Below are 26,605 nucleotides of genomic sequence, written 5' to 3'. Positions count from 1 at the left end.
GGAGCGCAGATCATGCAACTCGGATTGAGTGAAAGCGCTCGCGCAACGACTGCGGAAGAAGCGCGGTTTCGGATCAATTATCCGAATTCGCGGCCGCGGAAATCGCGCATCATCGCACTCGACAAAACCGCCGAGGCCACGCTGGAACGGCTGGCTGTCGGTTACGCCGGAGGCCACGCGCATTTCCTGCGTTATGTCGAAGCCAAGCCGGTGTCCGATTCGCTGAAGATGCTGCCCGTCGATGCGGTTCTGGAGGATCTCTCCGGCAAGCGCACGGCGCTGGTGGACGAAATCGCCGATGCCGATGTCATCGTCATGTTGACGACGGCCGGCAGTTCGGCGGAGGCGGCCGAAGTCATCGGCAACGCCTGTTTCGTGCGCAGCAAGATGACGACTGGCCTGGTCGTCAGCTCTGCGGAAGTGCCGGCGCTCGATCTTGCCCGGACGCTGACGGCGATGCGCCCCTTTGCGGCGATGCTCGTCATCTCGAACGGCGATGATTATGTCGCCGAGATGCTGAGCGCCTTGAGGGTCTGAGAATGCGTCAAGGCGTGGCGTGAGTATTTGCAGGAGCTGTGTTATGGACGATCCCTCACTCCTTGCAAAAAGACGGAAAACGCACGCCATGAACGCATCTGTGAAGGAAACGGCACGTACGAAAAAGGCCGCCCCTGCCAAGCGCAATCGCTTGTCTTCGGTCACGACGGCGATCCGCCTTTTGAAAGCATTTTCGGAAGATGAGGTCGAAATCGGCGTCAGTGCGCTCGCTCAGAAGCTCAAGGTGGCAAAGAGCACGGTGCATCGCCTTGCCGTGACGCTGGTTGCCGAAGGGCTGCTCGAGCAGAACCCCGAAACCGAGCGTTACCGTCTTGGGGTAGGCCTCTTCGGGCTCGGAACGCTGGTGCGCCGCCGTATGAATCTCTCGAACGAGGCACGTCCTTATCTGTTCGACCTTCGCAAGCATACCGGCGAGACCATCATCCTGGGCATCCCGACCGATACCGAAGTGATGCATGTCTACGACCTGGAAAGCCCACAGGCGGTCGGCATCAAGTCGGACCTCGGTGCCCGCCGGCCGGCGCATTGCACTGCAGTCGGCCGGGCGATCTTCGCTTTCGCGCCGGAGGAGACAGTCGAGCGCCTGCTTGCCGGACCGCTCGTGCGCCGTACGTCGCATACAATTACCGATCCCGCGCGGGTGCGCGAGATTTTCGCAGAAGTCCGCCAGCGCGGCTTTGCGATCGAGGATGAAGAGAGTGAGCCGGGCATCCGGGCGATTGCCGCCCCGGTCCGCGATTCCACCGGCGCCGTTGTCGGCGCCGTCGGCGTTGCCGGCCCGTCGTTGCGGCTCTCGCTCGAAGCCATAGAGAATTTCGCGCCGTCACTCCTGGATACGGTGGCGACCATTTCATCCCGCCTCGGCCATGGAGCGGGCTATAGACAAAGATGATAGGGAGGAACGCATGACCGTGATGACATTGAGCGGGACCGATATGAAATGGTCCTGCGCCGACGGAGACACGATCATGCGATCCGCCATTCGCGCCGGTCTGGGCTTCCCATACGAATGCAATGTCGGCTCCTGTGGCAATTGCCGTTTCGATCTTCTCGAAGGCGAGATCGAGGAGCTTCGCCCCGATGCGCCGGGCCTCAACGACCGTGATCGCCAGCGGGGCCGCCGGCTCGGCTGCCAGGCGCGGCCGCTGACGGATTGCCTCGTCAAGCTCCGGCTGATGCCGCAATATGTCAGCGCCCATACGCCGGTACGGCAGGAAGCCGAGCTTGTCGGCATCCGCGACATAACCCACGACATCAGAGAATTCCGCTTCCGTCTCGACAGACCGGTCGCATTTCTCTCCGGCCAGTATGCGCTGCTTTCGCTTGCCGGGGTCGAGGGCAGCCGCGCCTATTCCATGGCGAACAGGGGAGACCAGCCGGAGGAGTGGCACTTCCAGATCCGGCGGGTGCCAAATGGTGCAGCCACGTCGATGTTGTTCGACAAGCTCAAGACCGGCGACAGGATCGGCATCGACGGACCCTATGGCATGGCCTACCTGCGCGAGGATTCGCCGCGCGATATCATCTGTCTGGCCGGCGGCTCAGGCCTGTCGCCGATGATTTCGGTGACGCGGGCAGCGGCGGTCTCGCCGGCCCTGGCGGGGCGGCGGCTGGATTTTATCTATGGAGGAAGAGAGGCACGCGATATCTGCGGGCGCGAAATGCTGGAGGAGCTTCCGGGCTTCGGCAACACCCTCCATTACCATCCTGTGGTGTCGGGCATGCCTGCGGGGGACGATGGCTGGGACGGCTATCGCGGCTTCGTGCATGAAATTGCCGCAAAACTGTTCGCTGAGCGTCTTCCGCAATGCGAGATCTATTTCGCCGGCCCGCCGATGATGGGCCAGGCCATCCAGAAAATGCTGATCGACCTTAGCGTGCCGCAGGGCCAGGTCCATTTTGACCAGTTCTACTGACATGAAACTTCGCCAGCTCTCCTATTTCGTCAAGGTGGTTGAAGTCGGCAACATCACACGTGCCGCCGAACAGTTGAACCTTGCCCAGACCGCGCTCGGCATACAGATCCGCAATCTCGAGGATTCGCTTCAGATCCAGTTGCTCGACCGGCATTCGCGTGGCGTTAGCGCCACGCCGGCCGGTATGCTGCTCTATGAACGGGCGCTGGAAATTCTCCAGCGTATCGAGGAGACGCGTCGCGACCTGGTTTCGCTCAGTGGTGAACGCGTCAGAGTGCGGCTCGGCGCGACGCCGAGCATCCTCAAGCTGATCGGAACCGATCTTCTCGTAGCGGCCAACGAGCAGCTCCCGGGCATCGCCCTCCATGTCGTCGAGGAACTGAGCTTCGTGCTCACCGATGCGCTGGAGCGCGGCGAACTCGATTATGTGCTCGCCTACGATATCGAAGACAGTCCGGGCCTCAGGCGCATTGCGCTCATGGAGGAGGATCTGCTGCTGATTTCGGCGCCAGACAGCAAATCTGAGGAGACCGATGTCTCCTTCCGGCATGCGGTTGAGGGCGACCTCGCACTCGTGTCCAACCGCGACATCATCTGGCGGCGTGTGCACGAAACCGCGTCGCGCCTCTCGGTCGACGTCAAGATCACCTATCAGGTGCAATCCATGGAGGCGATCAAGGCGCTCATCGTGCACGGTGTTGCCCAGAGCATCATGCCCTATGGCATCGTGTCCGAAGAAATTCGCTCGGGCGAACTCGTCGCCCGGCGCATCGAACGGCCCGACGTGAAGCTGACGCTCTTTCTTGCGCACGCCTCCCACAAAGGGCTGGCGGACGAGCGGCTCTTCCACTCTTTCATCTACAATATGGTCGACCGTTTGGCCTCGGCCATCGGCCCCTACGCACATCCGATCGATCGCGTCACTGATGCCTGACCAGCGATTTTCGTATGAGCTGGACAATATGCTTTATCTTGGACATTTGTCCGAGTGAGCCCGATGATCCCAAGGAAATATCAAGGGTCGAGGTCGGATTTTCATGTCCGGCTAAAGAGTGCGGAAGCTGATTTTCCTTGGATGTCAGTCGCTTGGTAGGAGGTTCCCAAGTTCCGTATCAGGCCCGGCTGTTGGGGAGTGAGAATTCTGACATCGTCGCTTCGTTTGTCTTTCGGCTGCTGGAACTATGACCGCACGCGGGCCCTGATGGACCGGACAGTCGTGCCGGACGGCATCGATCTCGTCTATCTGAACATGCCGGTGGAAGAGACCTTCTTCCGCATGCTTCGCCACAAGGAATTCGATATCGCCGAGATGTCGCTGTCTTCCTATGTGATGTCCCATTTCACGGAGGCGCAGCCCTTTGTCGCCATACCGGTGTTCCCCTCGCGCTATTTCCGTCATTCCTCGATTTATGTGAATTCCGGCGCCGGTATCCGCCAGCCGTCCGACCTCGCCGGCAAACGCGTCGGCAGTCCGGAATATCAGATGACGGCGCCCGTCTGGATCCGCGGAATCCTGTCGGACGAATACGGCGTCAGAGTAGATGACGTGACGCATTATACGGGCGGCGAGGAGCAGCCGAACAGGCCGGAAAAGCTGCCGCTGGACCTGCCACCCTATATTCGCGTCAAGCGCATCGGTCCGCAGCAGACGCTGTCGACGATGATCAGGGAAGGGGATATCGATGCCCTGTTTACGGCGCGCAAGCCCTCATCCTATGACGGGTGCCATGTGAAGCGGCTGTTTGAGGATTTCGTTCAGGTCGAGCGCGACTATTTCCGCAAGACCGAAATCTTTCCGATCATGCATACCATCGTCATCCGCCGGGAGATCTACGAGGCGCATCGCTGGATCGCACAGTCTCTCTACAAGGCATTCGCCGAAGCACAGGCGCGCATTTACCGCGATCTTGAAGAGACGGCGGCGCTGAAGGTGATGCTTCCCTGGCTGAACGCGCATGTCGAGGAAGCCCGCCGGATCATGGGCGACGATTACTGGAGCTACGGCTTCAAACAGAACCGCCAGACGCTCGATACGTTCTTGCGCTATTCCTACGAGCAGGGGCTATCGAAGCGCCGACTGGAGCCTGAGGATATCTTCGTCCCTGAGACGATGGAGAATTTCGTGATCTAACGCGTTTCCTTATCTCAGGTTCGGGCTGCTATGCGGCCCCCGTATATCAGCATTGATGCTTAAGCCCTTTCCGCGGCTGCGCCAGCAGGTTATATGCAGCGCACAATAGACGCGGAGAGATGACAGATGACGACGATTGCTTACCGGAACATGCCTCGCACCGACTGGGTCCGCAGCGCATTCGGCGGTTTCTTCGAGACCATGAGCCTCGTCGGCGCCGCGCATGAATGCTCGATGGCGCGCAGGGAACGCCGCGTTCCCAATTCCGCTGCCCTTCACACGCTCGGCATTGATGAGACCGCGTTCAAGCGCACTCTGAAGCGCGGCTGATCAACCTATATCAATACATGAAAAAAGGGCGGCAATCCATTGGATTGCCGCCCTTTCTTGTCCGCTAAGATTTTAGATGAGGCCCGCGAGGATGCCGACGCCGGCGATTGTGGCAATGCCGCCGGCAAGGCGAGTTGCCAGGAAGCCGCTGCGCTCACCGCCGCGCCCGATCGCAAAGCCGAGTGCGAGGCCTGCAACATGCAGCATGGCCGTTGCCGTCATGAAGCCGATGGCATAGGCGAGGCCGGCAGCATTTTCCGGCATTTCAGAACCATGGGCGTGGCCGTGGAAGATCGCAAAGAAGCCGACGATGGCCATTGCCGCGGCAACCGGGGCCTTGATGTTGAGAGCAACGACCGCGCCGAGCACGACAACGGAAAGCGCAATACCGAGTTCGACGAAGGGCAGGTTGATGCCGGCCATGCCGAGCATACCGCCAGCCGCCATGACCAGCACGAAGGTTGTGGGCAGCAGCCACGTCGCGCGGCCACCGAGCTGGAAGGCCAGTACGCCGACCATGACCATCGCCAGGATGTGGTCGAGACCTGTCATCGGGTGGGCGAAACCATGGCCGAGGCCGGCAGCTTCACCGATCGCCGGGTGGGCATAGGCGGCAGCCGGTACAGCGGCGGCGGCAACGGCCAGAAGCACGCGCTTGATTGATTGTCTCATTTTCATTTTCCTCCTGGGTTCTGCGTCGGCGACAATTTCTGAGGGGCAAAGTCGTCAACATACGATGATAATGCAAGGGGTCATTTGCCGTAGGCGTCTCCTGCGCAAAGCGGAGAAGAATTGCCCTCCATCGTCACGACGCTAGGCCCGGACGGGGCGAAAGTAAATTTTAATCTCTTTACGCCGGCATTAAGTTTTTTTATTATTGAAGCTATGAAAAATATAAGCTTTCGCCAGCTGAGATCGCTACTTGCCATCGAGTCGCATGGCAAGATCGTCGAGGCTGCGAAGGTGCTTCGACTCAGTGCTCCAGCCGTCACGTTGCAGCTCAAGCAGCTGGAGGCGGAGGCAGGCGTCCGGCTATTCGACCGTATGGCGCACGGCATGTATCCGACGGAAGCGGGCAGGGCGGTTTTATCCGCCGCGCGCGATATCGAGGACCGCCTTCAGCTCCTGAGCGACGAACTCAATGCATTCAAAGGCATCAAACGCGGCCGTATCACGGTGGGTGCGGTATCGACGGTCCGCTATTTTGCAAGTGCCATGCAAAATGCCTTCGCCAACGAGTTTCCCGATATCGACCTGGACCTCGTGATCGACCGGCGGACCGAGACAATCGAGCGTCTGAAGAAGCGGACGATCGATATTGCCCTGGTCGGTCGGCCGCCCAGGGATATTTCCGTGCGCGCGGCAATCTTTGGCGAACATTCGCTGGTGATCGTCGCGCCCCCGCATCATCCCCTGGTTGGACGTCACGATGTTTCGAAGGCGGATATCGTGCAGGAGCATTTCATCGTGCGCGGCACCGATTCCAGCACGCGGATTTCCTTCGAGCGCTTCATGGCCGACGTTCCCGGCCGAGCCGCCAGTCCGATCACCGAAATGGAACTCGTCGAGGACATCAAGCGGGCAGTCATGGTCGATACCGGGCTCGCCTTCCTTGCTGCCCACAGCGTCGCCGACGAGGTGCGGGCGGGCAAGCTTGCGGTTCTCGATGTGGTCGGGCTGCCGATTCGTCGTCAATGGTTTGCCATCAGCCGCACGGACAGGGCCATGACCCCCGTCATGGCCGCCTTCCAGGATTTCCTGACGCAGCGAAGCGGTCAGTTCCTCCCGGAAGCGCTGCCGGCTTGACATTAGGCTTTTAGGAAGTCGATGACCCTTGCATTGGTGTTTTCGGCTGACAGTTGCGGCACCGGAATATCCCAGTAGTCCGAACCCGGAATGCATTCCTGGATGTAACGGGCGGCCGACGTCGCATGTGAGAAGTCGGCGCCCGGGACGATGAGCGTCGGAATGTCGAGCCTGACAAGGTCCTCAGGATCGGCGCCCGGCGACGTATCGCGATCAATGAGGCCGCGCGGCATGCCGGCGATGATCGCCTTGTAATGATCAACATTCATCGAGATGTAACGCTCGGCGAATTCCTTGTCATGACGAAGCACCGAGACCCATGGGCCGCCGCGCGGATCGGCGCCGAAGGCCTTGTTGCTCTCCCTGGCAAGTGCAACGACGGCTTCCAACCCGTTCTGCTGCACGAAGGCCAGATGTTCGGCGAAGCGCTGATGGCCGGTCATGCGATAGCGCGCGCCGCCAACGGGCCAGAAGAGCACCATCTTGTCGACACGTTCCGGGAATTCCGTGGCGAAGGCCATCGCCACGCTGCAGCCCATGCAGCCGCCCATGATATGAGCCTTCTCGATGCCGAGATGATCGAGCAGGCCCGTCGCCTGCGCGACATAGTCCTGCCATGTAACCCGCTCGACGCGCCCGCCTGACTGACCGGTTTCGCGCCGGTCGAAGAGGATGCAGGTGAAGTGCGAAGGCAGCTGCTCCAGAAACTGGATCTGCTCATAAATGCCCTGCGTACGCCATTTCTCGATCGTGGCGTCGAAACCACCCGGTGAGAACATCAGCAGGGGCGGGCCATTGCCGATCACCTCGTAGCGCGTACTGATACCGTCGATTATTGCCGTTGCCATCAATCTCTCCTGTCTTACAGCCCTTCGCAGCCGAGCTTGCGCAGGCTTTCATCGACCCAGAGCTTCGGATCGAGCTTGCCGGCAAGCGTGTTGGCCACAGTTCTGGCTTCCGCTTCATTCTTGGCCTTGGCCTGGGTATAGATGTCGTCCGTCATGCCGTAGGGCACACAGAGAAGGCCGTCATCGTCGCCGATCACAAGGTCGCCGGGGTTGATGACCATGCCGCCAAAGGCGATCGGCACGTTGATTTCGCCGGGGCCATCCTTGTAGGGGCCGCGGTGCGTTACCCCGGCGGCAAAAACCGGGAAGGTCCCGGCCTTGATCCAGCCGTAGTCGCGCACTGCACCGTTGATGACGACGCCGGTCACGCCGATCTTCATGGCGTGCGAGAGCATCATCTCGCCCACGAGCGCATTGGTAAGATCACCGCCGGCATCGACGACAATGACATCGCCGGGCTCAGCCGTCAGCAGCGCCTTATGGATCATCAGATTGTCGCCGGGCCGCGTCTTCACGGTGAAAGCTGCCCCCGACATCTGACCCGAGGCATGCAGTGGGCGAAGCTCAGGCCCGCCAGCTGTCATGCGCGACATCACATCGCTGACATTGGCGACGGGCAAGGTCCGGAACTTCTCGATGGTGGCCGCATCCACCTTGCGGGTGCGCGGAACGATCCTGAAACCGAGGGTCATGATGTGCTCCTATTCCCAAGGCAACAGCGATGCGTGGATCACATCGGGCACGCCCTGGCCGCCGACCGACTGGATGGCAAGTGCTGCATCCTTCAGGCCGAAGCGGTGGGTGGTGATCTTGTCCAGCGCGAAGCGGTTGGACGCGATCTGCTCCAGAGCCAATTCGCACGCACGGTAGCTGTGGCCGCGCGCACTCTTGATGGTGATCGCCTTGGTCGTCACTTTTTCAAGCGGGAAGTTGGGGAACTCCTTCATCTCGCCCTGCACGAGGATCGTGCCCGCCTTGCGCACGAGCGCTTCGACGCCAAGCAGGATCGGGATCGTTCCGGCGCCTGCGGTACAGTCGAGCGAGATGTCTACGCCCTTGCCACCGGTGATCTCCATGATGCGGGCCAGCGGATCTTCCTTCTGGACGTCGATGACGTAATCAGCGCCGAGTTGCTTGGCGACCTCGAGACGTGCCGTATCCTTGGTCGTACCAGTCACGATGATGAGAGATGCGCCGGCCTGCTTGCAGATCACCGTCTGCGAGAGGCCCTGCTGACCCGGCCCTTGAATGAGAACGGTCGAATTATAGCCGACGCCTGCATCGAAGAGCGACCATTCCACACCATTGGCCATTGGAGTGACGAGACCGGCAAGCTCCGGCGTAACGCCCTTTGGCACGCGGTGGACGACGGCGTTCCACGGCAGATAGACATATTGTGCAAAGCCACCCCAGAGATGGGGTGCGCGCTCGGCCGAGGTGTAGCCGTAGCGGATACTTTCCGGGTTGTTGCGCCAGTCGGTATTTTCGCAATGACGATACTGACCCTGATGGCACCACTGACACTTGCCGCACATGACATAGTGTTCGACGAAGACGAGATCGCCTTCCTTGAAGCCCTTGCGGCGGGTGAATTCGCGGCCGGCCTTGGCGATATAGCCGATATTTTCGTGGCCCATGATCGTCGGCGCATTGTTCGGCGGCGTCTTGAAGAGCTTGACGTCGGTGCCGCAGATGCCGGCCACTTCCATTTTCAGGAGGGCAGCGTCCTCCGGAACGTCCGGCATCGGAAATTCGCGGAAATCCATCTGGCTCGGTCCGGTGCGGACTGCGGCGAGAACCTTCTCTGTCATGCTTCACTCCCTTCATACGAGCTGTGGACCTGCGGCATAAGCGCCGCCCGGTGAGCCCTCAGTTTAGACAAACCATTTTGACAAGCGGCGCTGCCACGCCCTATGCTCACGATCGAAAGCGGCCGATCGAGCGCCGCCGAACCCAGCCGGAAACCATGCTGAAGACCACAAGCCGCAACGCCGGAAAGATCGAGGCCGTCCGCCAAATCAAGGACTGGACGCGCGAGCGCTTCGGCCTCGATGACGAGGTCCCGGTCATGGTGGCGGAAGTCGCCTGCGGCCTTCCGGGCTGTCCGCCGATCGAGACAATCGTGACCTTCTGGACAGCACCCGAAACCCGACATGCCTTCAAGGCGTTCAAACCGGCTACCGACGTGACGGTTGATGACCTGCCGCCCTCGTGGATGAAAAACGCCATTATTTCGGACCGCGACGATCTTTCGTGCTGCTGATGCGGCGATCATTGCGGCCGGCCCGGACGGCCGCGGCGCATTAACTGCGCATCGAGGCGCGGATAGACAAGGCGCGCATTGCCCTCGAAAATCTTGTAGCGGCTGACCTCATCAAGCGCTTCGAGCTTGTCGATATAGCGCTTCGTATCGTCGTAGTGATGCCCCGTTTCCGGGTCAATGCCCTTGACGGCGCCGAGCATTTCCGAGGCGAAAAGGATGTTATCGACCGGGATCACCTTCGACATCAGTTCGATGCCTGGATAGTGATAGACACAGGTGTCGAAGAAGACATTCTTCAGCAGATGCTCGGTCAAAAGTGGCTTCTTCATCTCCTGCGCCAGGCCGCGATAGCGGCCCCAATGGAAGGGCACGGCGCCGCCGCCATGCGGGATGACGAATTTCAGGGACGGGAAATCCTTGAACAGATCGCCCTGCAGGAGCTGCATGAAGGCTGTCGTGTCGCCGTTGATGTAGTGGGCGCCGGTGTGGTGGAAACAGGCATTGCAGGATGACGAAACGTGGATCATCGCCGGCACGTTCAGCTCACAGAGTGTCTCGTAGAGCGGATACCACTGGCGGTCCGTCAACGGCGGATCGGTCCAGTAGCCGCCGGACGGATCCGGGTTGAGGTTGACGCCGACGAAGTCGAGTTCTTCAACGATGCGTTTCAGCTCAGGGATACAGTTTTTCGGGGCAGCGCCGGGGTGCTGCGGCAGCTGACCGACGGCTGCAAAATTATCCGGCAGCAGTTTACAGATGCGATGGATCAGATCGTTGGACATCGACGTCCACTGCATGCTGACTGCTTCCGTGCCGACGTGATGCGCCATGCCGGCGGCGCGCGGCGAAAAGATCGTCAGATCGCTGCCGCGCTCCTTCTGAAGCTTCAGCTGCGGCGCCACCGATTCACGCAGCATATCGTCGGAAATGCCGAGATCGGTGCTGAGCGGCCGACGCATGGCGTCTGCAAGCCCGGCGAGCTGTTTGTCGCGGAACTGGTGAAGCGCCTGCGGCTCGGTGGTGTAATGTCCGTGAATGTCGATGATCATGCGCAATCCTCCTTGCGTCATCGATGAGAACTGGTGTCCGGCATCAATCAGATGCGAACGAACAGCGCGTCGACCTCATAGCGCCGCGGTGTGACCTGCTGGTCGGCGGAATAGTCAAAGGCAAGTTGCAGCGACCGGCGGTTCGCCTCTAGCCCATAGGCGGGCGGTGGCGTTGCGCCATCCTCTTCGATCGAGACGCGCCGCGCCTCTTCGAAGAGTTCCATCAGCTCTCCGGCAAGCCAGGGGTACGCATCAAGCAGTGCATTGCGAACCGTCAGCACGTGATTGATCGGCACGATCCCCGTCCGTTCGATCCACGCTTCGGCCGCCTTGTCGCCTTCGGGAACGACGGTGCGGATGCCCGAGGGATCGACCACGCGTTCGCCCATGATCGCCGAAAGCTCGCCGGTCATCATCAACTCGCGCAGGCCCATGGACCTGTCGTTGCGCACCGTGTTGGCGGGATCGGTATATTCGCTCAGATGGGCGTCTTCCATCGTGAGCCAGGTGATGCTGTCAAGATCGACGCCGTAATCGTCCTTGATGATGCCGCGCACCCAGACGCCCGATGTCTGGGCATAGGCGCGCACACCGACTTTCGTATTGTTGAGATCCTTCGGCTCGCGGATGGCCGAATCCACCGGGCAGACGAGATTGGCATGGGGCAGGCGGTTCCAGAGTGGGATGGCGATGCCCCTGAGCGGCTTGGCATAGTGATGGGCGAGAAGGTGCGTGACGACGGCGAGTTCGGAGACATCGAGCTCATCGCCGCGAACCATGGTGCGGAAGGCCTTGGGCAGCGGATCGTAGTCTCGAAACTCGAAGGTGACGCGGCTGGACGAGACGCGCCCATCCACGAGTGGCTTGACGTGAGCGTGTTTTCCCAGCGCCGTGCGTAACAATAATTTATCTGACATCGAGCCCTCCCGGATCGATTGTTCCTATATATGGAACGATGTTCTTGTTTAATGATAATAACGGGAATCGCCGACCGGTCAATTCCGGGTTGGCGATTTTTCGGAGGGGCGTGTCGAAGCTGGGTCTTAGGCGTAACCGCCGAGGCTGAGCAGGAAATAGCCGAGGGCGCTTGCGGCCAGGATCGGATAAGGACCAACCTTTGTGAAGAGCAAGAGGGCGACAGCGGCTGCAACCGTTGCCATCTCGATCAGATTGAGCTGGGCCGACTGCGCGACCGTATAAACGCCAGCAAAGATCAGACCGGCTGCGACCGGTGCCAGGCCGCGCTCGGCGGCAATGACCCAGGCCGACGTGCGGTGACGATGCCAGATGCTGCCGCAGATGCAGACGAGGAGCGAGGACGGCAAGAAGATCGCAAGTGTCGCAGCGAGTGCGCCCAGTAATCCGCCAATATGCCAGCCGATCAGCGCGACGATCAGGGTGCCGGGGCCTGGCGCGGCGCGGGAGATGGCATAGAAATCCGTAAAAGCACGCGCGCTCAGCATCCCCAGCACGTCCACCGTCTGGTGCTGCAGGCCGGCAATGATCGACTGTCCACCACCGAAGGAGACGAGCGACAGCGGAATGCAGAGAAGGACGAGATTGAGGAGTTTTGCATCATCCATGCTTCTTCTCCCGCCTCTGGTCTTTCACGAAGAAGGCGGCCACGATGCTGACCGGTATGCTGAACGCAACGACCGGCACCAGCGGCCAGCGCAGGAGGCCGACCATGACAAAGACGGCGATGGCGATAAGAATGGGCACCGCGTGCCGGTGCAGGCGACGCCCGGTCTTGATCCCCATTGTCAGTGACGAGGCGATGCCGACGCAGGCAAGGCCGCGCAGAACGGTATGGGCCTCGGAATAGCCGTTGATCTTCTCGTAGAAGAAGCTCATCAACAGAATCACCGTGAGAGCCGGCGCGAGCATTCCTGCGAACGCCAGCGCAGCGCCGGTCCAGCCCCGCAGCTTGAGGCCTATATAGACCGCCAGGTTGACTGGATTGGCACCCGGAAGGATCTGCGCGATCGTCAGCGTCTTCAGGAAATTATCGTCATCGAGCCAGCCGCGGCGTTCGACGATCTCGCGATGCGTCCAGCCGGACATGCCGCCGCCGAATGACGATGCTCCAAGCCGCAGGAAAGAAATCAGAAGATCGGAAAGTGGGACTGCTTCCTCCTTGTGCATATGAGCGTCTACCGGCTTGTCCAATTCGGCCCTCCCTTGCCTGCATCTCGTTACTGCCCCGATTGGGAAATCTTGGGCGACACTTGGGAAGGATGCTCCGCACTTGGCGACCGAGTCCACGCCATTTCCGCTTAGCGACGCACTAAGGAAAATTTATCGAATGCGCTGTTGGCGATCTTTTTCAGCAATAAGATGAGCCTTTTAGGCTGGTGAAAGCGAGCGATTTCCCGCCGTTCCAAAGCGATGAGCCCAGCCTACACATAATCACGTTTTTTACGGATGATATTTGTGAATATACGCTATTTCGGCGACGATTTCAGTTCAAAAACAAATACTTAAATTATGTTCTCCTAAATGGAACGTCGTACCTCATTACGGAATACCCATTGCCAGCCAGCAAGAAAAGTGGTGGACTAAGCATAAATTTTTGCTTTGGACAAAGCTCTGGCGAGGGGTCCTAATGAACCCAAGACGCCAGGGGCTTAAGGCGCCGGGTGAGGACAACTGCACCTAGGGGGAGTGCGGGAAAGCGGCGAAGGCTTGTTGCGGCTTTCGTAGCGGGAGGAGTGAAGCTGCAATGATTGAAACTATGTTCGGGGCGCTATTCAACCTCGTTAGCTCGCCTCATATTATGGGTCTGATGCTGATCGCGGTGGTCTTCGGTCTGCTCGTCGGCGTGACGCCCGGTATCGGCGGCAAATTGTCGATCGCGATGGCCATCCCATTCGTCTATGGTATGGATATGGTGGCGGGCGCTGTCTTCCTGCTGACCATGCACGCCGTTAACGGCACCAGCGGCCAGATATCCAGTATCATGTTCGGCATTCCCGGCGACGGTGACGATGCTGCCACCACGCTGGACGGCTACCCACTTGCAAAACAGGGGCAGGCGGCGCGGGCGCTCGGAGCCAGTATTACGGCATCCGGCGTCGGCGGCATCATCGGCGCGGTGGTCTTCGCGATCATGATCCCGATTCTGGAACCAGTCATCCTGATGTTCAGCCCGGCGGAGTTTTTCCTGATCGCGCTGCTCGGCATCAGCTTCATCGCTTTCCTTTCGAGCGGCAGCCGTATCGTCAAGGGTCTCATCGTCGGCTTCTACGGCCTGATGCTCTCGACCGTGGGTATGGACCCCATCACCGGCACGCCGCGCTACTCGGGCGACTTCCTCTTCCTGTGGGATGGCGTCAGCCTGGTGACGGCAGTGCTCGCGATGTTCGCCGTGCCTGAAATGATATCGCTCAGCACCAAGGGCGGCTCGATTTCCGCCGTTCCGATGGACTCGGGCTTCTCATACCGGCAGCTTCTGTCCGGAGTCATGGAAGTTCCGCGTCACTGGTGGCTGGTTGTGCGTACCTCCGTTATCGGCGCCATCATCGGCATGATCCCGGGTCTTGGCGGTTCTACGGCAGCCTGGCTATGCTATGGCCACGCCGTGCAGAGCTCCAAGCATCCCGAGCGCTTCGGCAAGGGCGCGATCGAAGGCGTGATTGCTCCGGAAACTGCAAGTAACGGCAAGGAAGGCGGATCGCTGTTGCCGACGCTGTTCTTCGGCATCCCCGGTTCGTCGGGTATGGCCGTCCTGCTCGGTGCCTTTCTGATCCTCGGCATCCAGCCGGGCGCGCTGATGGTGACCAAGCATCTCGATCTCGTCTGGACGTTGATTTGGGCCCTCGTCGTCGGCAACCTGATCGCCGTTGCAATGCTGCTGGTCATCTGTCGCTGGGTCGCCGTGCTGACCTTCGTGAACGGCCGCATGCTGGTGCCTTTCATTCTGGTCTTCGTGTCTCTCGGCTGCTTCGTCAGCGATTTCCAGTGGCAGAACCTGATCGTCCTCGTGCTGTTCAGCGTCATCGGCTACGGCTTCCTGCGTGCTGACTGGCCGCGTGCTCCGTTCGTCATCGGTCTCGTGCTCGGCGGCAAGGCTGAAGCTTCGCTCAATCAGGCCATGCAGCTCTGGGGCTTCAGCTTCTTCCTGCGGCCTCTGTCGCTGGTGCTGATCGCCATGATCGTGGCGCTGATGGGCTACGCTTTTTATCGCAACTTCCGCCCGGCCGCACGCCGGTCCAACCTGGAGGTCAGCCCATGACCCTGAAGAACATCAACTTCAGCACGGCGCTGACCTTCGTCATGCTTGCCATCTTCACGTCCATGGTTGCCATTTCTTTCGACTATCCGGCAAAGGCGCGTTTCATGCCGCTTGTTGTCGGCCTGCCGGGCATCGTGTTCTGTCTGATCCAGCTTGGTCTCGATCTTTTCCGCTCGCCGGATGAAAGTGCCTCGGCGTCGGTCGGCGAGCAGATTGCCGCTGCCAGTGCGCCAGAAAGCCAGCATGAGGAACTGCCGGAATTCGGGCCGCATACTGCGCGCCAGGAAGTCGTGATGTGGGGCTACTTCGTGAGCTTCATCACGGGGGTCATCCTGTTCGGCTTCTATATCAGCGTTCCGATCATGCTGCTGACATTCCTGCGCCGGCAGGGCGAAGCGAGCTGGAAGTTTGCGCTGGCGCTCGCAATTGCCGCAACGCTTGCCCTTTACCTGATGTTCGGGCGCCTGCTCGGCATCGAACTTCATCCGGGTTTCGTGACGCGTTGGGCAATGCACGCCCTTGGCCTCGGCGCCATCTGACGAAGCACGGGGCAAATTTCAAGCCGCCGGCGTCGGAGCCTGCGGACGAGAAGAAAAACATGCCGGCCAGCAATATCCGCCGAGGAGACGGAACGGCCGGCATGATCAACGGCAGCTGCTTACAGACTTTGACAGAGCTCACTGGGAGGGAAACTTATGAATATCAATGCAATTCGCACGACGGCTCTTAGCCTCGGTGCCGGTCTTGTGATGCTGGCAGGATCTGCCGCAGCACAGGAAGGCCCTGACTTCTTCAAGGGCAAGACGGTCAATTATATCGTGGCAACCGCCCCTGGCGGCGGCTATGACACGAACGGACGCCTCGTCGCCCAGTTCATGCAGAAGCATCTGCCGGGCTCCACCTTCGTCGTACAGAACATGCCGGGCGCCGGCCACCTGATCGGTGCAAACTTCATCTACGCCTCCGACCCGGATGGTTTGACTTTCGGCACGTTCAACACCGGCCTGATCTACGGCCAGCTCGCAGGCAACCCCGGCATCAAGTTCGATCTCGCCCAGATGTCCTGGATCGGCAAGGTTTCCTCCGATCCGCGCGTCATCGTCGTATCGAAGGATTCCGGCATCAACAGCTATGAGGACCTGGCAAATCTGAAGGAGCCGATCAAGTTCGCCTCCGCAGGCGTCGGCTCGGCTTCGACGATCGAAACAACCATGCTCGTCAAGGCGCTCGGCCTGAAGATTCAGGTCGTTTCCGGCTATAACGGCAGTGACGACCAGCTCGCCATGCGCCGCGGCGAAGTGCAGGGCATCATCGGCTCGCGTTCGACGTTTCAGCCCTTCGTCGATGCCGGCAACGGCAAGCTAATCGCGCAGATCGGCGGTTCGGAAACCGACATTCCGCAGCTTTCGTCTCTCGTCAACAATGAAGATGCCAAGCGCGTCATTGCTCTCGTTGAATCCCAGAGCGACATCTCGCGCCTGACCGCTGGTCCTGCTGATATCCCGGCCGACCGGCTGAAGGCGCTGCGCGACGCTTATGCGGCTGCAACCGCGGACCCGGAATTCCTCGCAAAGGCTAAGGAAATCGGCGTTCCGGTCGATCCGAAGATCGGCGATGACGTCGGCAACCTGGTCAAGGGTGCCATGAACCAGACGCCGGAAGTTGTCGACTTCCTGAAGCAGTCGCTCAAGGAAGACTGATCGATCCATGTGTGATTGCCGGGCGGCAAGCCGCCCGGCCTCTTCTCAAGACGGTTGAAGGAAAGCAGCATGGACAACCAGGTAACGACCGCCGCGCTTGACAAGACGGCGAACAAGGAAGGCGTACCCTCTGCATGGCAGTCGGATGTCATCGCCGACCTGATCAAGCAATATGGCTTTCCCTTCATCACCCTCAATCCGGGCGCCAGCTACCGTGGTCTTCACGACTCGCTGGTCAACCATAACGACAATAATCCGCCGATGCTGGTCTGCCAGCACGAGAAGATCGCGGTGCAAATCGCCCATGGTTATGCCAAGGCGACCGGCGAGCCGCTCGCCGTTATCGTCCATAACGTCGTCGGCCTCCTTCATTCGACGATGGGCGTCTATTACGCCTACACTGACCGTGCGCCGGTGTTCCTGATCGGCGCGACCGGTCCAATGGATGAAGGCAAGCGCCGCCCTCGCGTCGACTGGGCCCATACCGCCAATGTGCAGGGCAACCAGGTCCGCGATTATGTGAAGTGGGACTATCAGCCTGGAGGCATCGACGGCGTCGTCGACAGCTTTGCCCGCGCCTATTCGATCATGATGACGGAGCCGCGTGGCCCGATCTATATGTGTTACGACGCGGCCCTTCAGGAAGCGCCGCTGGAAGCGCCGATCGCGCTGCCTTCACTGAAATCCGCGAAGGTGCCGAGCCGCATCGCGCCCGATCCGAAAGCGCTGGAGGAGGCTGCTGACCGTCTGGTCTCGGCTGAATGGCCTGTGCTTTTGCCGCAATTCGTCGGTCGCGACAAGAATGGCTACAGTGACATGGTCGGCCTTGCAGAAGCACTGGGCGCCCCTGTCGTCGATACGCAATGGCGCCTGAATTTCCCAACCGAACATCCGCTCGACATGCGCATGAGCAAGGATGTCTTTAAGCAAGCGGATCTGATCACGCTGCTCGACTGCCGTGATTGGGAACGCCCCACCCACATCAACGATCGCATCAACCGAACGCTGAAACCGCTTTTCCCGAAGGGTTGTGACTGGCTGGACATCGGCTTTGCCGACATTGAGATCTCGAAATGGGCAACCGACTATCAGCGTTTTCCGGAGACCGCCCAGCGCGTGCTGGCTGATACTGCGCTTGCGATCCCGGCATTGACGACGCTGATCAAGGATCGCGTCAAGGATAACAGCGCGCTTGCCAAGCGCATCGCCGAGCGCGCCAGCGCCGTTGCCCAGATGCACGATGCCCAGCGTGCCAAATGGCGTGAAGAAGCGCGCAACGACTGGGATGCCAAGCCCGTCACGCTTGCCCGCCTTGCAAGTGAGGTTTGGGACAAGGTCCGCAACGAGGATTGGGTGCTGACCACCAACGCGTTCGAAGACTGGGCGCTGAAGCTTTGGGATTTCGATAAGCCATATCGCTGGCCGGGCAAGGCGCTCGGTACGGGTACGCAGATCGGTATGGCGACGGGCGTTGCGCTAGCACACAAAGGCACCGGCCGCCTCGTCGTTGACTGCCAGACGGACGGCGATCTGATGTTCGATGTCGGCGCGCTCTGGTTTGCGGCCAAGCACCGTGTGCCGTTCCTCTGCGTCATGCACAACAACCGTGCCTATTATAATGACTGGGAGCATCAGATCACCGTGGCGCGCCAGCGCGGCACGCCTGAAGAGCGCGCCTATATCGGCATGGATATCTTCGATCCTGCGCCGGACTTCGCGACGCTTGCTCGCGGTCTTGGCTGGTATGCCGAAGGTCCGATCGAGGATGCGAACGACATCGGGGCCGCGCTCGAAAGGGCGATCGCCAAGGTCAAGAGCGGCATTCCGGCCCTCGTCGACGTGGTCACGCAGCACGAAGGCTGAGCACTTTAGCGCATACACGCATATGAGGAGACAGGTATGAAAGTTGCGGTAGTCGGCACAGGGGAAATGGGGCTCGCGATGGCGGGACACATGCTCGAGCACGGGCATGAGGTTTCCGCCTTCGACGTCGATGCCGAGCGCCTTGCCGCAGCCGCTGAGAAGGGCATCATGGCAGCGGGCGCACTTTCTGAGCTCTCGGAAGCGGAGGCTTATATTCTCGTCGTCGCGACCGATCAGCAGGTGATCGACGTCTGCGAGAGGCTTGCCGAAAGTGCCATGAAAGGGTCGATCATTGCAGTTGCTGCGACCATCAGTCCGGAGACGATGCTTGAGCTTGGGCCGAAGCTCAAGGAGAAGGGCATCGGCCTCGTCGACGCGCCCGTCGTCTACGGCGCGTCGGGCGCGAAATCCGGTACACTGCTGTCGCTCTGCGGCGGCAGCGAGGAGGATGTCGAGCGCATCCGCCCGGTACTGATGTGCTACAGCCGTGACGTCCTGCGTGTCGGCCCACTCGGTTCAGGCCAGATAGCGAAATCCTGCAACAACCTGCTGCATTGGGTTCATTGTGTCGCCAATTACGAAACGCTGCTGATCGCCAAGCGTTATGGCATCGACGCGCAGCGCATGCGCGAAATCCTGCTTCTCTGCCCGGGCACGAACGGAACGCTCGCCCGCTGGGACACGACGCGTTTTACTTGGCAGGAAAAGGATATGGATGTGACGCTGGAGCTTGCCCAGAAGGGCGGTCTCATGCTGCCGCTAGCTGGCCAGGTGGACCAGATCATCAAGTCGCTGAAGGCTGATGACGTAAAGGGCCTGCTTTACGGGCCGGAGGCCAGCTATCTTGGCAAGACCGTGCGGCCCATGTCGCCAGCTGAAGGGGGCGTCGCCTGAGGCTTCAGCCCCGAACTGAAATTTGCGCCCGCGCATGCGCGCCGGATCAGTCCGCAATTGCGCCGAACCGCCGCTCCATCAGTTTCAGTGGCGAAACCAAAACAGAAAATCGAGAGTGAGATCATGTCCGTCAGTGAAAAGCCAACCGTAAGCGATCCTGTTGCGACCAGCGATCCCGGCAATTCCAAGTTTCTGGTCGATCCCTATGGCAATTGGTCGAAGGGCGAGGGCATCCCGATCCACTTCGATTACGGCCATGACCTGTTGGCGCTGGAGACGGGTACCTGGGACCGCTATGACGCCCGTGGCTGTTTTGCTCATACCAATGGTATGGGCGACTTCATGGCGAACTACGTCATCGAAGTCCTGCCCGGCAAGAAGACGCGGCCGGTGAAGCACCTCTATGAAGCCTTCTTCTACGTTCTGTCAGGCTACGGCTCGACCACGGTCTGGCTGCCGAATGGCGAGACGCGGACTTTCGAATGGGGTCCGAAGGCGCTTTTCGCCATTCCGCTGAATTGCCAGTATCAGTTCCACAATGGCTCCGGCCAAGAAACTGTGCGTCTCTCATGCACCAATGATGCGCCGCTGACGATCAACCTCTATCACAATCTGAAATTCGTCTTCGAAAACGACTTCGAATTCGACGACCGCCTTGGCGGCGCCAAGCATTTCGAGGGCGAGGGCATCCTCTACACCTATGGCGCGGAATCCGCCCGCAAGATCCAGAACGTCTGGGAGACCAACTTCGTCCACGATCTGACGAGCTTCAAGCTTTACGAATTTGATGGCCGTGGCAAAGGCTCGCTCAACGTCAACTTCGTGCTGGCTGACGGCACGATGCATTCGCACGTATCGCAGATGCCGGTCGGCCGTTACAAGAAGGCGCACCGTCATGCGGCCGGTACGCACGTCCATGCCGTGGATGGCGAGGGCTATTCGCTGATGTGGTATGAAGGAGAATCCGAATTCAAGGAGATCCCCTGGCGTCACGGCTTCATGTACACGCCGCCCTTCTGGATGTACCATCAGCATTTCAACACCTGCGATCAGCCCGCACGTTATGTCGCCTGCTCGCTCGGCAGCCGCCGTTATCCTTTCATCTCGTTGCGTCGTAAGAGTGCTGAAGGCGGTGGCGCCACTTCCGTCAAGGATGGTGGTCGCCAAATCGAGTACGAGGATCAGGATCCGCGCGTCCATCGCAAGTTCCTCGAGGAACTGCAGAAAACGGGCGTGCCCTCCGCCATGGGTGACATCTTCGACGAGCCGGCTATCATGGCCCTGCCAAAGGAAAGCCTGACCGGTGTTATCAAGACCCCGATCCTCGCCGGCCCGGCAAGCTGACAAACCCTGCCGGCGAACCGCGCAGGAATCGCGCGGCTCAGGGACATGCAAAGGGAATGGCCTCAAGTGCACGATCTCGATTTCGACCACGAGCATGGCGACCTCTCCGAAGAGGAGCGCCGGGTCATATCCGAATGGCTATGGCAGCAGGAGACTGTTGAGCTCTTGACCGTCGGTATCGACATCGGCAGTTCGACATCTCATTTGCTCTTCGCTCGCGTCGTTATGCGGCGCGAGACGGAAGAGCTGTCGAGCCGCTTCCAGGTGATCGACCGGCAGGTGGTCTGGCGTTCGCCGATCCTGCTGACGCCGTTTCTGCCTGACGGCACGATCGATGCCCAGGAACTCCGGCACTTCTTCGCGCATTGTTATGAAGATGCTGGCTACAAGCGCAGCCATATCGATACTGGCGCGGTGATCCTGACCGGCGAGGCGATCAAGAAGAAGAATGCGCGGGCGATCGACGAAATCTTCGCCAGTGAATCCGGTCGATTTGTCTGCGCGACAGCCGGCCACAAGCTCGAATGCATGTTGGCGGCACACGGCTCTGGTGCAACGGAGCTTTCCAAGAAGCGCAATGCCTGCGGGCTGCATGTCGATATCGGCGGCGGCACAACGAAGCTTGCTTTGATCAGCAAGGGCGAAATTCTGGATGTCGCGGCTTTTGCAGTCGGTGGACGTCTTGTCGCGCGGGACAAGACGGGCACGTGGGCGCGTGTCGATGAATCGGCAGCACTCGTCGCCGCTGAGCTAGGCCTTTCGACCGATCCCGAAACGGTCGCGAGGCCGGAGGTGCGGCTGGCGATCGTAAAAAGGCTTGCAGCCGCGGCCGTCGATCAGATCCTCGGTGCACCGCTCGACACGCTCGGTGAAAAGCTGCTGCTGACCGAGCCGCTGGAACGCAGCATTCGGCCGGATTATGTCACGTTCTCGGGCGGGGTCTCGGAATATATCTTCGAATATGAGACGGCCGATCACGGCGATATCGCCCAGATGCTTGCCAAGGAGATCGTTTCGCAGCTGACGCCACGTCTCAGCGTTCCGATCGTCGATGCCGGACAACGCATCCGCGCGACGGTTATCGGTGCCTCGCAGTTCACCGTACAGGTGAGCGGCAAGACGATGTATCGCAGCGGCGACAGAGGCCTGCCGTCTCATAACATCCCGGTCGTCCATCTCGGCCACGCCGTGCCTGAAAATGTTGATGCGGAGGCGATCGCCAGGGCCTTTGCCGCTGGTGCCGCGCGCCGCGACAGCGACATTGCTGCACCTCTCGCGCTTGCCTTTACCTTCACCGGTCTACCCGATTATCCGCGGCTTCTCAAACTTGCCAAAGCGATCAAGATGTTTGCTGCGCCTGAAGGGCAGCGCGATGAATTGCTCGTGCTCGTGATCGATGGCGACATCGGTCTCACACTTGGCCGCATCCTCGATCGCGAGCTGAAGATCGGGCCGCATCTGGTCTCGATCGACGGCGTGCAGTTGAAAGAACTCGACTTCGTCGATCTCGGCGAATTCATCAATCCGCCGGGCGTCGTGCCTGTCGTGATCAAGTCGCTTTTGTTTTCGTGACGGATGTCAGCCCGACCTTGATTTGCAGGGCGGGCAGATGTACGTTGAGTTTAAATTGGAACGATGTTCTGTATGGAGGAACATTAAGTTGGGAGGAGCGCCTTGGGCAGAAGTGCCCGGGGCGGCCTCGTATTGAGAGGAGAAACCCATGCATCAGGATCCACTTGGCGGCGGCACAGGCACGCACTGGCACGAGCCTGCCGGCACGAAGAAGGCAGGCTTCGGCGAATTCAAGAAGCAGCCGACGCCCTATGATCAGTTCATGGAGGAAGAGGGCATTCCTGTCTTCCGCGATCTCGGCGTTTCCAACGTTAAGAACCTGCCGCTGAAGCCTTGGAAGCGCACCGGCGGTCGCGGCACGTATATTCAGCTCTATGGCACCGAAACCAAGTGGGGCTGTCACCTGGTCGAAGTTCCGGCAGCGGGTGAACTCAACCCGGAAAAGCACATGTACGAGGAAATCTACCTCGTCGCGGAAGGCCGCGGCTCGACGGAAGTTTGGCTGGAAGGCGAGGGCAAGAAGCACGTCTTCGAATGGCAGGAAGGCTCGATGTTCTCGATCCCGATGAATGCCTGGCATCGCATCGTCAACGCCACCAACAGCCCTGCGCTGCTGATCGGCGGCACGACGGCACCTGTCGTCATCAATGCCATTCAGAATTTCGACGCTGTCTATAATAATCCCTTCGTCTTCCGTGATCGCTTCTCGGGTGCCGACGACTTCTACAAATATCGCGAGGAAATCGAGCCGGATCCGGTGCGCGGCCTTGCTATGCGCCGCACCAACTTCCTGCCAGATGCCGTCAATTGCGACCTGCCGCTCGATAACCGGCGTTCCGTCGGCTATCGCCGCGTCGAGCCCTTCATGACCAATAACAATTTCTACTACTGGATCGGCCAGCATGAGAACGGCCGCTATTCCAAGGCGCATGCCCACACGTCCGCGGCGATCCTGATCTGCCTGAAGGGCGAGGGCTATACCTATACCTGGCCGGAAGAATGCGGCGTCAATCCCTGGCAGAATGGCCATGCCGACCGCGTCCGCCGTCTGGATTACGGTCCCTTCGGCATGGTGACCGCAGCACCTGGCGGGGCACGCTGGTATCACCAGCATTTCAGCGTCTCCAAAGATCCATTTCGCCTGACGGCCTGGTTCGGGCCGCACAATCCCGGCCGCGATCCGGGTGCGCCGGGCGAAAAGCATACGGATTACACGGCAATCGACGTCAATGAAGGCGGTACCGCCATCCCCTACTGGATGGAGGACCCCTATATTCGTCGGGAATACGAAGCGCTGCTTAAGAAGAACGGCGTCGAGATCCGCATGAAGCCGGAATGGTACGAAAAGCCGGCCGATACGACGGCAAAGAAGTCGACCGTCGTCTGATCATGTCCGACGACGAGGAAGAACAGGGCGGCCGGATATTCTTTTCGAATATCGGCCGCAGCATGGAACTCGAGGACGAGATCGTGCTGGTCAGCGTCGGCATCGATATCGGCTCCTCGACTTCGCATCTCGCTTTCTCCCGCATTGTGCTGGAGCGGCTCGATACGCGCTACATGGTCGTAGAGCGTACGCTGCTACACCAGTCAGACGTGCTTTTGACGCCCTATAGCGGCGAGGACGAAATAGATGCGGATGCGCTCGGCGCCTTTTTTGCCGATCAGTATAAGGCGGCCGACATCACACCCGCCGATATAGACACGGGCGCGCTGATCCTCACCGGCGTCGCCGTACGTCGCAGCAATGCGCGGGCGATTGGCACGCTTTTTTCGGAAGAGACCGGCAAGTTTGTGGTCGTCAGCGCCGGTGACGGACTGGAAACGACGCTTGCGGCCTTCGGTTCAGGTGCTGTCGCGCTTTCAGGGCGTGGCCAGCAATCCGTATTGAACGTCGATATCGGCGGCGGCACGTCCAAGCTTGCTTACTGTGCGCAAGGCACCATCCGCCACATCGCTGCCATCGACATCGGCGCGCGCATCGTCGCCTTCGATGAGAACAGGAGAATTACGCGCGTCGAGGAGGCCGGCCGCTACTTTGGCCGCAAGACCGGCATTAAGGTGGCAATCGGCGAAACACTGTCCGATGCCGATGCGCGGATCCTCGCCTCTGCGATGGTCGACCGACTGTTCGAGGCCATGCAGGGCGGGGCGATGAGCGAAGAGATGATCGGGCTGCATCGCCTGCCGCACTTGCCGGCAGGGCTCTTGCCCGATGTCGTGACGGTATCCGGCGGCGTCTCCGAATTCCTCTATTCCGACACGCCCGAGAGCTTCAGCGACCTTGGGCCGCTGCTTGCGCAGTTGTTGCGGGAGAGGCTGGAGCGCTGGTCCCCGCGGCTTGAAAAGCCGGAGCAGGGCATCCGCGCCACTGTCGTCGGCGCTTCGCAATATACGGTTCAGGTGAGCGGTAGCACAATCTTCGTTCACCCGCTCGAGCTTCTGCCGGTACGCAACATCCCGGTGATCAAGCCGGCGATCGATTTCGCCGAAAGGATCGAACCGGCCGATGTCGCCGCCCGTATCACCGAATCCTTGTCGCGGCTCGATCTCGGCAACGGCGAAAGCCCGGTTGCTGTCTGCTACGACTGGGAAGGGTCGGCAAGTTATCGCCGGCTCGACGGCTTCTGCCGTGGCGTGATCGAAGGTCTCGCCCCGGTCCTTTCGCAGGGTCACCCGTTGATCCTCGTCGGTAATGGCGATGTCGGCGGCCTCGTTGGCATGCATTGCAAGCTGGAAGCGGGCATATCAGCGCTCGTCTCGATCGACGGCATTAAACTCGATGAATTCGACTTCATCGATATCGGCGCCATGCTGGAAACATCAGGGGCGGTGCCCGTGGTCATCAAGTCGCTTGTGTTTCCTGACAAGAAGCTCGGAAGCGGCGGATAAGTGATGGCGCGGCGGTAGCATCAAGCCGCTGCGCCACATCTACGGAATGTCTCTCGATTCCAATTCCGGACAGCTTGGCTCATTTCCGAAGGTGATCTCTTTACGATCTCCGTTAAGCGTCAACCCTCTGAAGGTCAGCACATTCTCATCACGATAGACGATTTCGCTCCGGTAGATGCCGGCGCGGATCGCTCTGTTTCTAGCGCGGCTGACGTTGCACTGCCCGACCGGCGGTGACGCATGCCAATGGGAGGTGCCTTCAGTGTCTGTTTGCCAGCCTGCGGCCGAAGTCAGTGTCGAGCTGACGACCAGCGCAAATGTTGAAACCAATAACGCAAACGGCAATCGAGATTTCACGATATGACTCCGAGGCAATTCCGCTATCGATGCCTCTGCTATTATCTGAAATTGCTTGCCAGATCATCCAATGGCGCGTCAACCAGCTTTGCCTTCTCAGGAAATGGTGAACAATTGCACTCACAATTGAAACTGCGATACGCCCGAACGCGTTTCCGGCTGCTGTTTCAGGCGTCCTGATCCGCCTGTCCTTGAGGGAGGCGAAGCCTTGGTATCGCTTCAACATGTCATCGCATGAGTTCAGTGAGTGGATGCGGGCGGCCTGATCGGCTGCAGCGACATCTCTTGGTGCAATCGCCTCGATGATTGCAGGATGCTCGGCGATAATGCCATCCATTCGGGCGGCGGGAAAGCCGTAACGCAAGCGGATGGTTCGAATAGGTTGTGATGGCGGCGGCGGATGCTGACAGCCTCGTATTTCCCGAAATTTTGCCAAAACAGGTATGGAAGTCGCAGTTGCGGTCGGCGCGTCAGTCATTCGCCTGCGGCAACAGCATCTTCGAGATTTTCGATATCGCGCAGGTGCCGCAACCGGGCTGGCGTCGCAATCTCGGCGCAGCAGCCGGTGAGGCGGCAGCAGATACAGCCAGAAATGCAGACAGATCAATAGTTTGTTTAGGATTCTTCAGGCGCGTATTTCAGTTCCATAACATAGATTATGCGATCTGCGTATGTAAGGGGGGCAGATTCCAATTTCAAATGCAACGAAGACAATAATGGCCATGATTTCAGGAGGATGGAATGGCCCGCTCATTTGTGCAGTTGAGTATGGACGAACGTCGCGTCATTGCGCGGATGTATGAGAAGAAGATCAGTCAGGCGGAGATCGCTCGCACCCTTCGCCGCGA

27 protein-coding genes are annotated in these 26,605 nt (G+C 59.8%); 18 read left to right on the top strand and 9 right to left on the bottom strand.

Going from position 1 to position 26,605, the window contains the following annotated elements; genetic code table 11:
* Positions 1 to 12 precede the first annotated feature (12 nt).
* The 6 genes from EV281_RS30035 (at position 13) to EV281_RS30010 (ending at position 4,935) form a co-directional block, all read left to right on the top strand.
* The gene (locus EV281_RS30035) at positions 13 to 537 is read left to right on the top strand and encodes a 3-methyl-2-oxobutanoate hydroxymethyltransferase (RefSeq protein ID WP_132658487.1); all 525 of its coding nucleotides are present in this window, start codon (positions 13 to 15) and stop codon (positions 535 to 537) included.
* 88 nt (positions 538 to 625) lie between these two features.
* Positions 626 to 1,450 (top strand): IclR family transcriptional regulator, encoded by an 825-nt coding sequence (locus EV281_RS30030; RefSeq protein ID WP_245508410.1) that lies wholly within the window; start codon positions 626 to 628, stop codon positions 1,448 to 1,450.
* A 13-nt stretch (positions 1,451 to 1,463) separates the two neighbouring features.
* Positions 1,464 to 2,474 (top strand): FAD-binding oxidoreductase, encoded by a 1,011-nt coding sequence (locus tag EV281_RS30025; protein WP_132658486.1) that lies wholly within the window; start codon positions 1,464 to 1,466, stop codon positions 2,472 to 2,474.
* 1 nt (position 2,475) lies between these two features.
* Positions 2,476 to 3,408 carry a LysR family transcriptional regulator gene (locus EV281_RS30020; protein ID WP_132658485.1) on the top strand — a complete coding sequence of 311 codons (933 nt, stop codon included), beginning with the start codon at positions 2,476 to 2,478 and terminating at the stop codon, positions 3,406 to 3,408.
* A 267-nt stretch (positions 3,409 to 3,675) separates the two neighbouring features.
* Complete coding sequence (locus EV281_RS30015; RefSeq protein ID WP_132658484.1) at positions 3,676 to 4,605, top strand: ABC transporter substrate-binding protein; 930 nt, start codon at positions 3,676 to 3,678, stop codon at positions 4,603 to 4,605.
* A 126-nt stretch (positions 4,606 to 4,731) separates the two neighbouring features.
* On the top strand, positions 4,732 to 4,935 hold the full coding sequence (locus tag EV281_RS30010; protein ID WP_132658483.1) for a hypothetical protein: 204 nt from the start codon (positions 4,732 to 4,734) through the stop codon (positions 4,933 to 4,935).
* Between the two features lie 72 nt (positions 4,936 to 5,007).
* Here EV281_RS30010 and EV281_RS30005 read toward each other — a convergent pair whose 3' ends face one another.
* The gene (locus EV281_RS30005) at positions 5,008 to 5,607 is read right to left on the bottom strand and encodes a HupE/UreJ family protein (protein ID WP_132658482.1); all 600 of its coding nucleotides are present in this window, start codon (positions 5,605 to 5,607) and stop codon (positions 5,008 to 5,010) included.
* A gap of 213 nt (positions 5,608 to 5,820) precedes the next feature.
* Here EV281_RS30005 and EV281_RS30000 point away from each other — a divergent pair, with 213 nt between their 5' ends.
* Positions 5,821 to 6,741, top strand: a complete 921-nt coding sequence (locus EV281_RS30000; RefSeq protein ID WP_132658481.1) for a LysR family transcriptional regulator — start codon at positions 5,821 to 5,823, stop codon at positions 6,739 to 6,741.
* A 2-nt stretch (positions 6,742 to 6,743) separates the two neighbouring features.
* Here the strand turns inward: EV281_RS30000 and EV281_RS29995 are convergent, their stop codons facing one another.
* Genes EV281_RS29995 through EV281_RS29985 form a run of 3 tightly spaced genes read right to left on the bottom strand, consistent with a single transcriptional unit; the run spans position 6,744 to position 9,400 of the window.
* Positions 6,744 to 7,589, bottom strand: coding sequence for an alpha/beta hydrolase (locus EV281_RS29995; protein WP_132658480.1), 846 nt, complete (start codon positions 7,587 to 7,589; stop codon positions 6,744 to 6,746).
* Positions 7,590 to 7,603: 14 nt separating this feature from the next.
* Positions 7,604 to 8,281, bottom strand: coding sequence for an RraA family protein (locus EV281_RS29990; protein WP_132658479.1), 678 nt, complete (start codon positions 8,279 to 8,281; stop codon positions 7,604 to 7,606).
* Between the two features lie 9 nt (positions 8,282 to 8,290).
* On the bottom strand, positions 8,291 to 9,400 hold the full coding sequence (locus tag EV281_RS29985; RefSeq protein WP_132658478.1) for a zinc-binding dehydrogenase: 1,110 nt from the start codon (positions 9,398 to 9,400) through the stop codon (positions 8,291 to 8,293).
* A gap of 155 nt (positions 9,401 to 9,555) precedes the next feature.
* Here EV281_RS29985 and EV281_RS29980 point away from each other — a divergent pair, with 155 nt between their 5' ends.
* Entirely contained in the window at positions 9,556 to 9,852 is a 297-nt protein-coding gene (locus EV281_RS29980) for a hypothetical protein (RefSeq protein ID WP_132658477.1), read from the top strand.
* Between the two features lie 8 nt (positions 9,853 to 9,860).
* Here EV281_RS29980 and EV281_RS29975 read toward each other — a convergent pair whose 3' ends face one another.
* From EV281_RS29975 to EV281_RS29960, 4 genes are all read right to left on the bottom strand, one after another.
* Complete coding sequence (locus EV281_RS29975) at positions 9,861 to 10,901, bottom strand: amidohydrolase family protein (protein ID WP_132658476.1); 1,041 nt, start codon at positions 10,899 to 10,901, stop codon at positions 9,861 to 9,863.
* Between the two features lie 47 nt (positions 10,902 to 10,948).
* Positions 10,949 to 11,818, bottom strand: coding sequence for a phosphate ABC transporter substrate-binding protein (locus EV281_RS29970; RefSeq protein WP_132658475.1), 870 nt, complete (start codon positions 11,816 to 11,818; stop codon positions 10,949 to 10,951).
* 126 nt (positions 11,819 to 11,944) lie between these two features.
* On the bottom strand, positions 11,945 to 12,484 hold the full coding sequence (locus EV281_RS29965; RefSeq protein WP_132658474.1) for a chromate transporter: 540 nt from the start codon (positions 12,482 to 12,484) through the stop codon (positions 11,945 to 11,947).
* Entirely contained in the window at positions 12,477 to 13,070 is a 594-nt protein-coding gene (locus EV281_RS29960) for a chromate transporter (RefSeq protein WP_132658473.1), read from the bottom strand. The genes EV281_RS29965 and EV281_RS29960 overlap by 8 nt, the downstream gene beginning before the upstream one ends.
* 553 nt (positions 13,071 to 13,623) lie before the next feature.
* Between EV281_RS29960 and EV281_RS29955 the strand changes: the two genes are divergently transcribed.
* The 9 genes from EV281_RS29955 (at position 13,624) to EV281_RS29915 (ending at position 25,400) form a co-directional block, all read left to right on the top strand.
* A complete protein-coding gene (locus EV281_RS29955; RefSeq protein WP_132658472.1) occupies positions 13,624 to 15,135 on the top strand; it encodes a tripartite tricarboxylate transporter permease in 1,512 nt (503 codons plus the stop codon).
* Positions 15,132 to 15,674 carry a tripartite tricarboxylate transporter TctB family protein gene (locus tag EV281_RS29950; protein ID WP_132658471.1) on the top strand — a complete coding sequence of 181 codons (543 nt, stop codon included), beginning with the start codon at positions 15,132 to 15,134 and terminating at the stop codon, positions 15,672 to 15,674. The genes EV281_RS29955 and EV281_RS29950 overlap by 4 nt, the downstream gene beginning before the upstream one ends.
* 156 nt (positions 15,675 to 15,830) lie before the next feature.
* Positions 15,831 to 16,835 carry a tripartite tricarboxylate transporter substrate-binding protein gene (locus tag EV281_RS29945; RefSeq protein ID WP_132658470.1) on the top strand — a complete coding sequence of 335 codons (1,005 nt, stop codon included), beginning with the start codon at positions 15,831 to 15,833 and terminating at the stop codon, positions 16,833 to 16,835.
* Between the two features lie 69 nt (positions 16,836 to 16,904).
* The gene (locus EV281_RS29940; protein WP_132658469.1) at positions 16,905 to 18,698 is read left to right on the top strand and encodes a thiamine pyrophosphate-binding protein; all 1,794 of its coding nucleotides are present in this window, start codon (positions 16,905 to 16,907) and stop codon (positions 18,696 to 18,698) included.
* Between the two features lie 36 nt (positions 18,699 to 18,734).
* Positions 18,735 to 19,592, top strand: a complete 858-nt coding sequence (locus tag EV281_RS29935) for an NAD(P)-dependent oxidoreductase (protein WP_132658468.1) — start codon at positions 18,735 to 18,737, stop codon at positions 19,590 to 19,592.
* 123 nt (positions 19,593 to 19,715) lie between these two features.
* Complete coding sequence (locus EV281_RS29930) at positions 19,716 to 20,936, top strand: hypothetical protein (protein WP_207896916.1); 1,221 nt, start codon at positions 19,716 to 19,718, stop codon at positions 20,934 to 20,936.
* A gap of 66 nt (positions 20,937 to 21,002) precedes the next feature.
* Positions 21,003 to 22,508: an ethanolamine ammonia-lyase reactivating factor EutA gene (locus EV281_RS29925; protein ID WP_207896915.1), complete on the top strand. Its 1,506-nt coding sequence runs from the start codon at positions 21,003 to 21,005 to the stop codon at positions 22,506 to 22,508.
* Between the two features lie 148 nt (positions 22,509 to 22,656).
* A complete protein-coding gene (locus EV281_RS29920) occupies positions 22,657 to 23,895 on the top strand; it encodes a cupin domain-containing protein (protein WP_132658466.1) in 1,239 nt (412 codons plus the stop codon).
* Positions 23,844 to 25,400: an ethanolamine ammonia-lyase reactivating factor EutA gene (locus EV281_RS29915; RefSeq protein ID WP_207896914.1), complete on the top strand. Its 1,557-nt coding sequence runs from the start codon at positions 23,844 to 23,846 to the stop codon at positions 25,398 to 25,400. Before EV281_RS29920 ends, EV281_RS29915 begins: the two co-directional genes overlap by 52 nt.
* Before the next feature lie 259 nt (positions 25,401 to 25,659).
* Here EV281_RS29915 and EV281_RS31375 read toward each other — a convergent pair whose 3' ends face one another.
* Positions 25,660 to 26,235, bottom strand: coding sequence for a hypothetical protein (locus EV281_RS31375; protein WP_165912001.1), 576 nt, complete (start codon positions 26,233 to 26,235; stop codon positions 25,660 to 25,662).
* Between the two features lie 263 nt (positions 26,236 to 26,498).
* Between EV281_RS31375 and EV281_RS32030 the strand changes: the two genes are divergently transcribed.
* On the top strand, positions 26,499 to 26,605 hold a 107-nt coding region (locus EV281_RS32030; protein WP_165911992.1), incomplete at its 3' end, for a helix-turn-helix domain-containing protein.

This window comes from Rhizobium sp. BK418 (assembly GCF_004341105.1).
In the GTDB taxonomy this organism is placed as follows: domain Bacteria; phylum Pseudomonadota; class Alphaproteobacteria; order Rhizobiales; family Rhizobiaceae; genus Rhizobium.
Note: the sequence above shows the minus strand (reverse complement) of the source record. Positions and strands in the feature narration are given on the sequence as shown.

Coding starts and splice junctions, on each gene's coding strand:
- EV281_RS29990 (WP_132658479.1), bottom strand. CDS start 8,281: ATGACCCTCGGTTTCAGGATCGTTCCGCGCACCCGCAAGGTGGATGCG.
- EV281_RS29920 (WP_132658466.1), top strand. CDS start 22,657: ATGCATCAGGATCCACTTGGCGGCGGCACAGGCACGCACTGGCACGAG.
- EV281_RS30015 (WP_132658484.1), top strand. CDS start 3,676: ATGGACCGGACAGTCGTGCCGGACGGCATCGATCTCGTCTATCTGAAC.
- EV281_RS30030 (WP_245508410.1), top strand. CDS start 626: ATGAACGCATCTGTGAAGGAAACGGCACGTACGAAAAAGGCCGCCCCT.
- EV281_RS29915 (WP_207896914.1), top strand. CDS start 23,844: ATGGTACGAAAAGCCGGCCGATACGACGGCAAAGAAGTCGACCGTCGT.
- EV281_RS29970 (WP_132658475.1), bottom strand. CDS start 11,818: ATGTCAGATAAATTATTGTTACGCACGGCGCTGGGAAAACACGCTCAC.
- EV281_RS29955 (WP_132658472.1), top strand. CDS start 13,624: ATGATTGAAACTATGTTCGGGGCGCTATTCAACCTCGTTAGCTCGCCT.
- EV281_RS29975 (WP_132658476.1), bottom strand. CDS start 10,901: ATGATCATCGACATTCACGGACATTACACCACCGAGCCGCAGGCGCTT.
- EV281_RS29935 (WP_132658468.1), top strand. CDS start 18,735: ATGAAAGTTGCGGTAGTCGGCACAGGGGAAATGGGGCTCGCGATGGCG.
- EV281_RS29995 (WP_132658480.1), bottom strand. CDS start 7,589: ATGGCAACGGCAATAATCGACGGTATCAGTACGCGCTACGAGGTGATC.
- EV281_RS29940 (WP_132658469.1), top strand. CDS start 16,905: ATGGACAACCAGGTAACGACCGCCGCGCTTGACAAGACGGCGAACAAG.
- EV281_RS29945 (WP_132658470.1), top strand. CDS start 15,831: ATGAATATCAATGCAATTCGCACGACGGCTCTTAGCCTCGGTGCCGGT.
- EV281_RS29985 (WP_132658478.1), bottom strand. CDS start 9,400: ATGACAGAGAAGGTTCTCGCCGCAGTCCGCACCGGACCGAGCCAGATG.
- EV281_RS30020 (WP_132658485.1), top strand. CDS start 2,476: ATGAAACTTCGCCAGCTCTCCTATTTCGTCAAGGTGGTTGAAGTCGGC.
- EV281_RS29980 (WP_132658477.1), top strand. CDS start 9,556: ATGCTGAAGACCACAAGCCGCAACGCCGGAAAGATCGAGGCCGTCCGC.
- EV281_RS30025 (WP_132658486.1), top strand. CDS start 1,464: ATGACCGTGATGACATTGAGCGGGACCGATATGAAATGGTCCTGCGCC.
- EV281_RS30010 (WP_132658483.1), top strand. CDS start 4,732: ATGACGACGATTGCTTACCGGAACATGCCTCGCACCGACTGGGTCCGC.
- EV281_RS29950 (WP_132658471.1), top strand. CDS start 15,132: ATGACCCTGAAGAACATCAACTTCAGCACGGCGCTGACCTTCGTCATG.
- EV281_RS30035 (WP_132658487.1), top strand. CDS start 13: ATGCAACTCGGATTGAGTGAAAGCGCTCGCGCAACGACTGCGGAAGAA.
- EV281_RS30000 (WP_132658481.1), top strand. CDS start 5,821: ATGAAAAATATAAGCTTTCGCCAGCTGAGATCGCTACTTGCCATCGAG.
- EV281_RS29930 (WP_207896916.1), top strand. CDS start 19,716: ATGTCCGTCAGTGAAAAGCCAACCGTAAGCGATCCTGTTGCGACCAGC.
- EV281_RS29965 (WP_132658474.1), bottom strand. CDS start 12,484: ATGGATGATGCAAAACTCCTCAATCTCGTCCTTCTCTGCATTCCGCTG.
- EV281_RS30005 (WP_132658482.1), bottom strand. CDS start 5,607: ATGAGACAATCAATCAAGCGCGTGCTTCTGGCCGTTGCCGCCGCCGCT.
- EV281_RS31375 (WP_165912001.1), bottom strand. CDS start 26,235: ATGACTGACGCGCCGACCGCAACTGCGACTTCCATACCTGTTTTGGCA.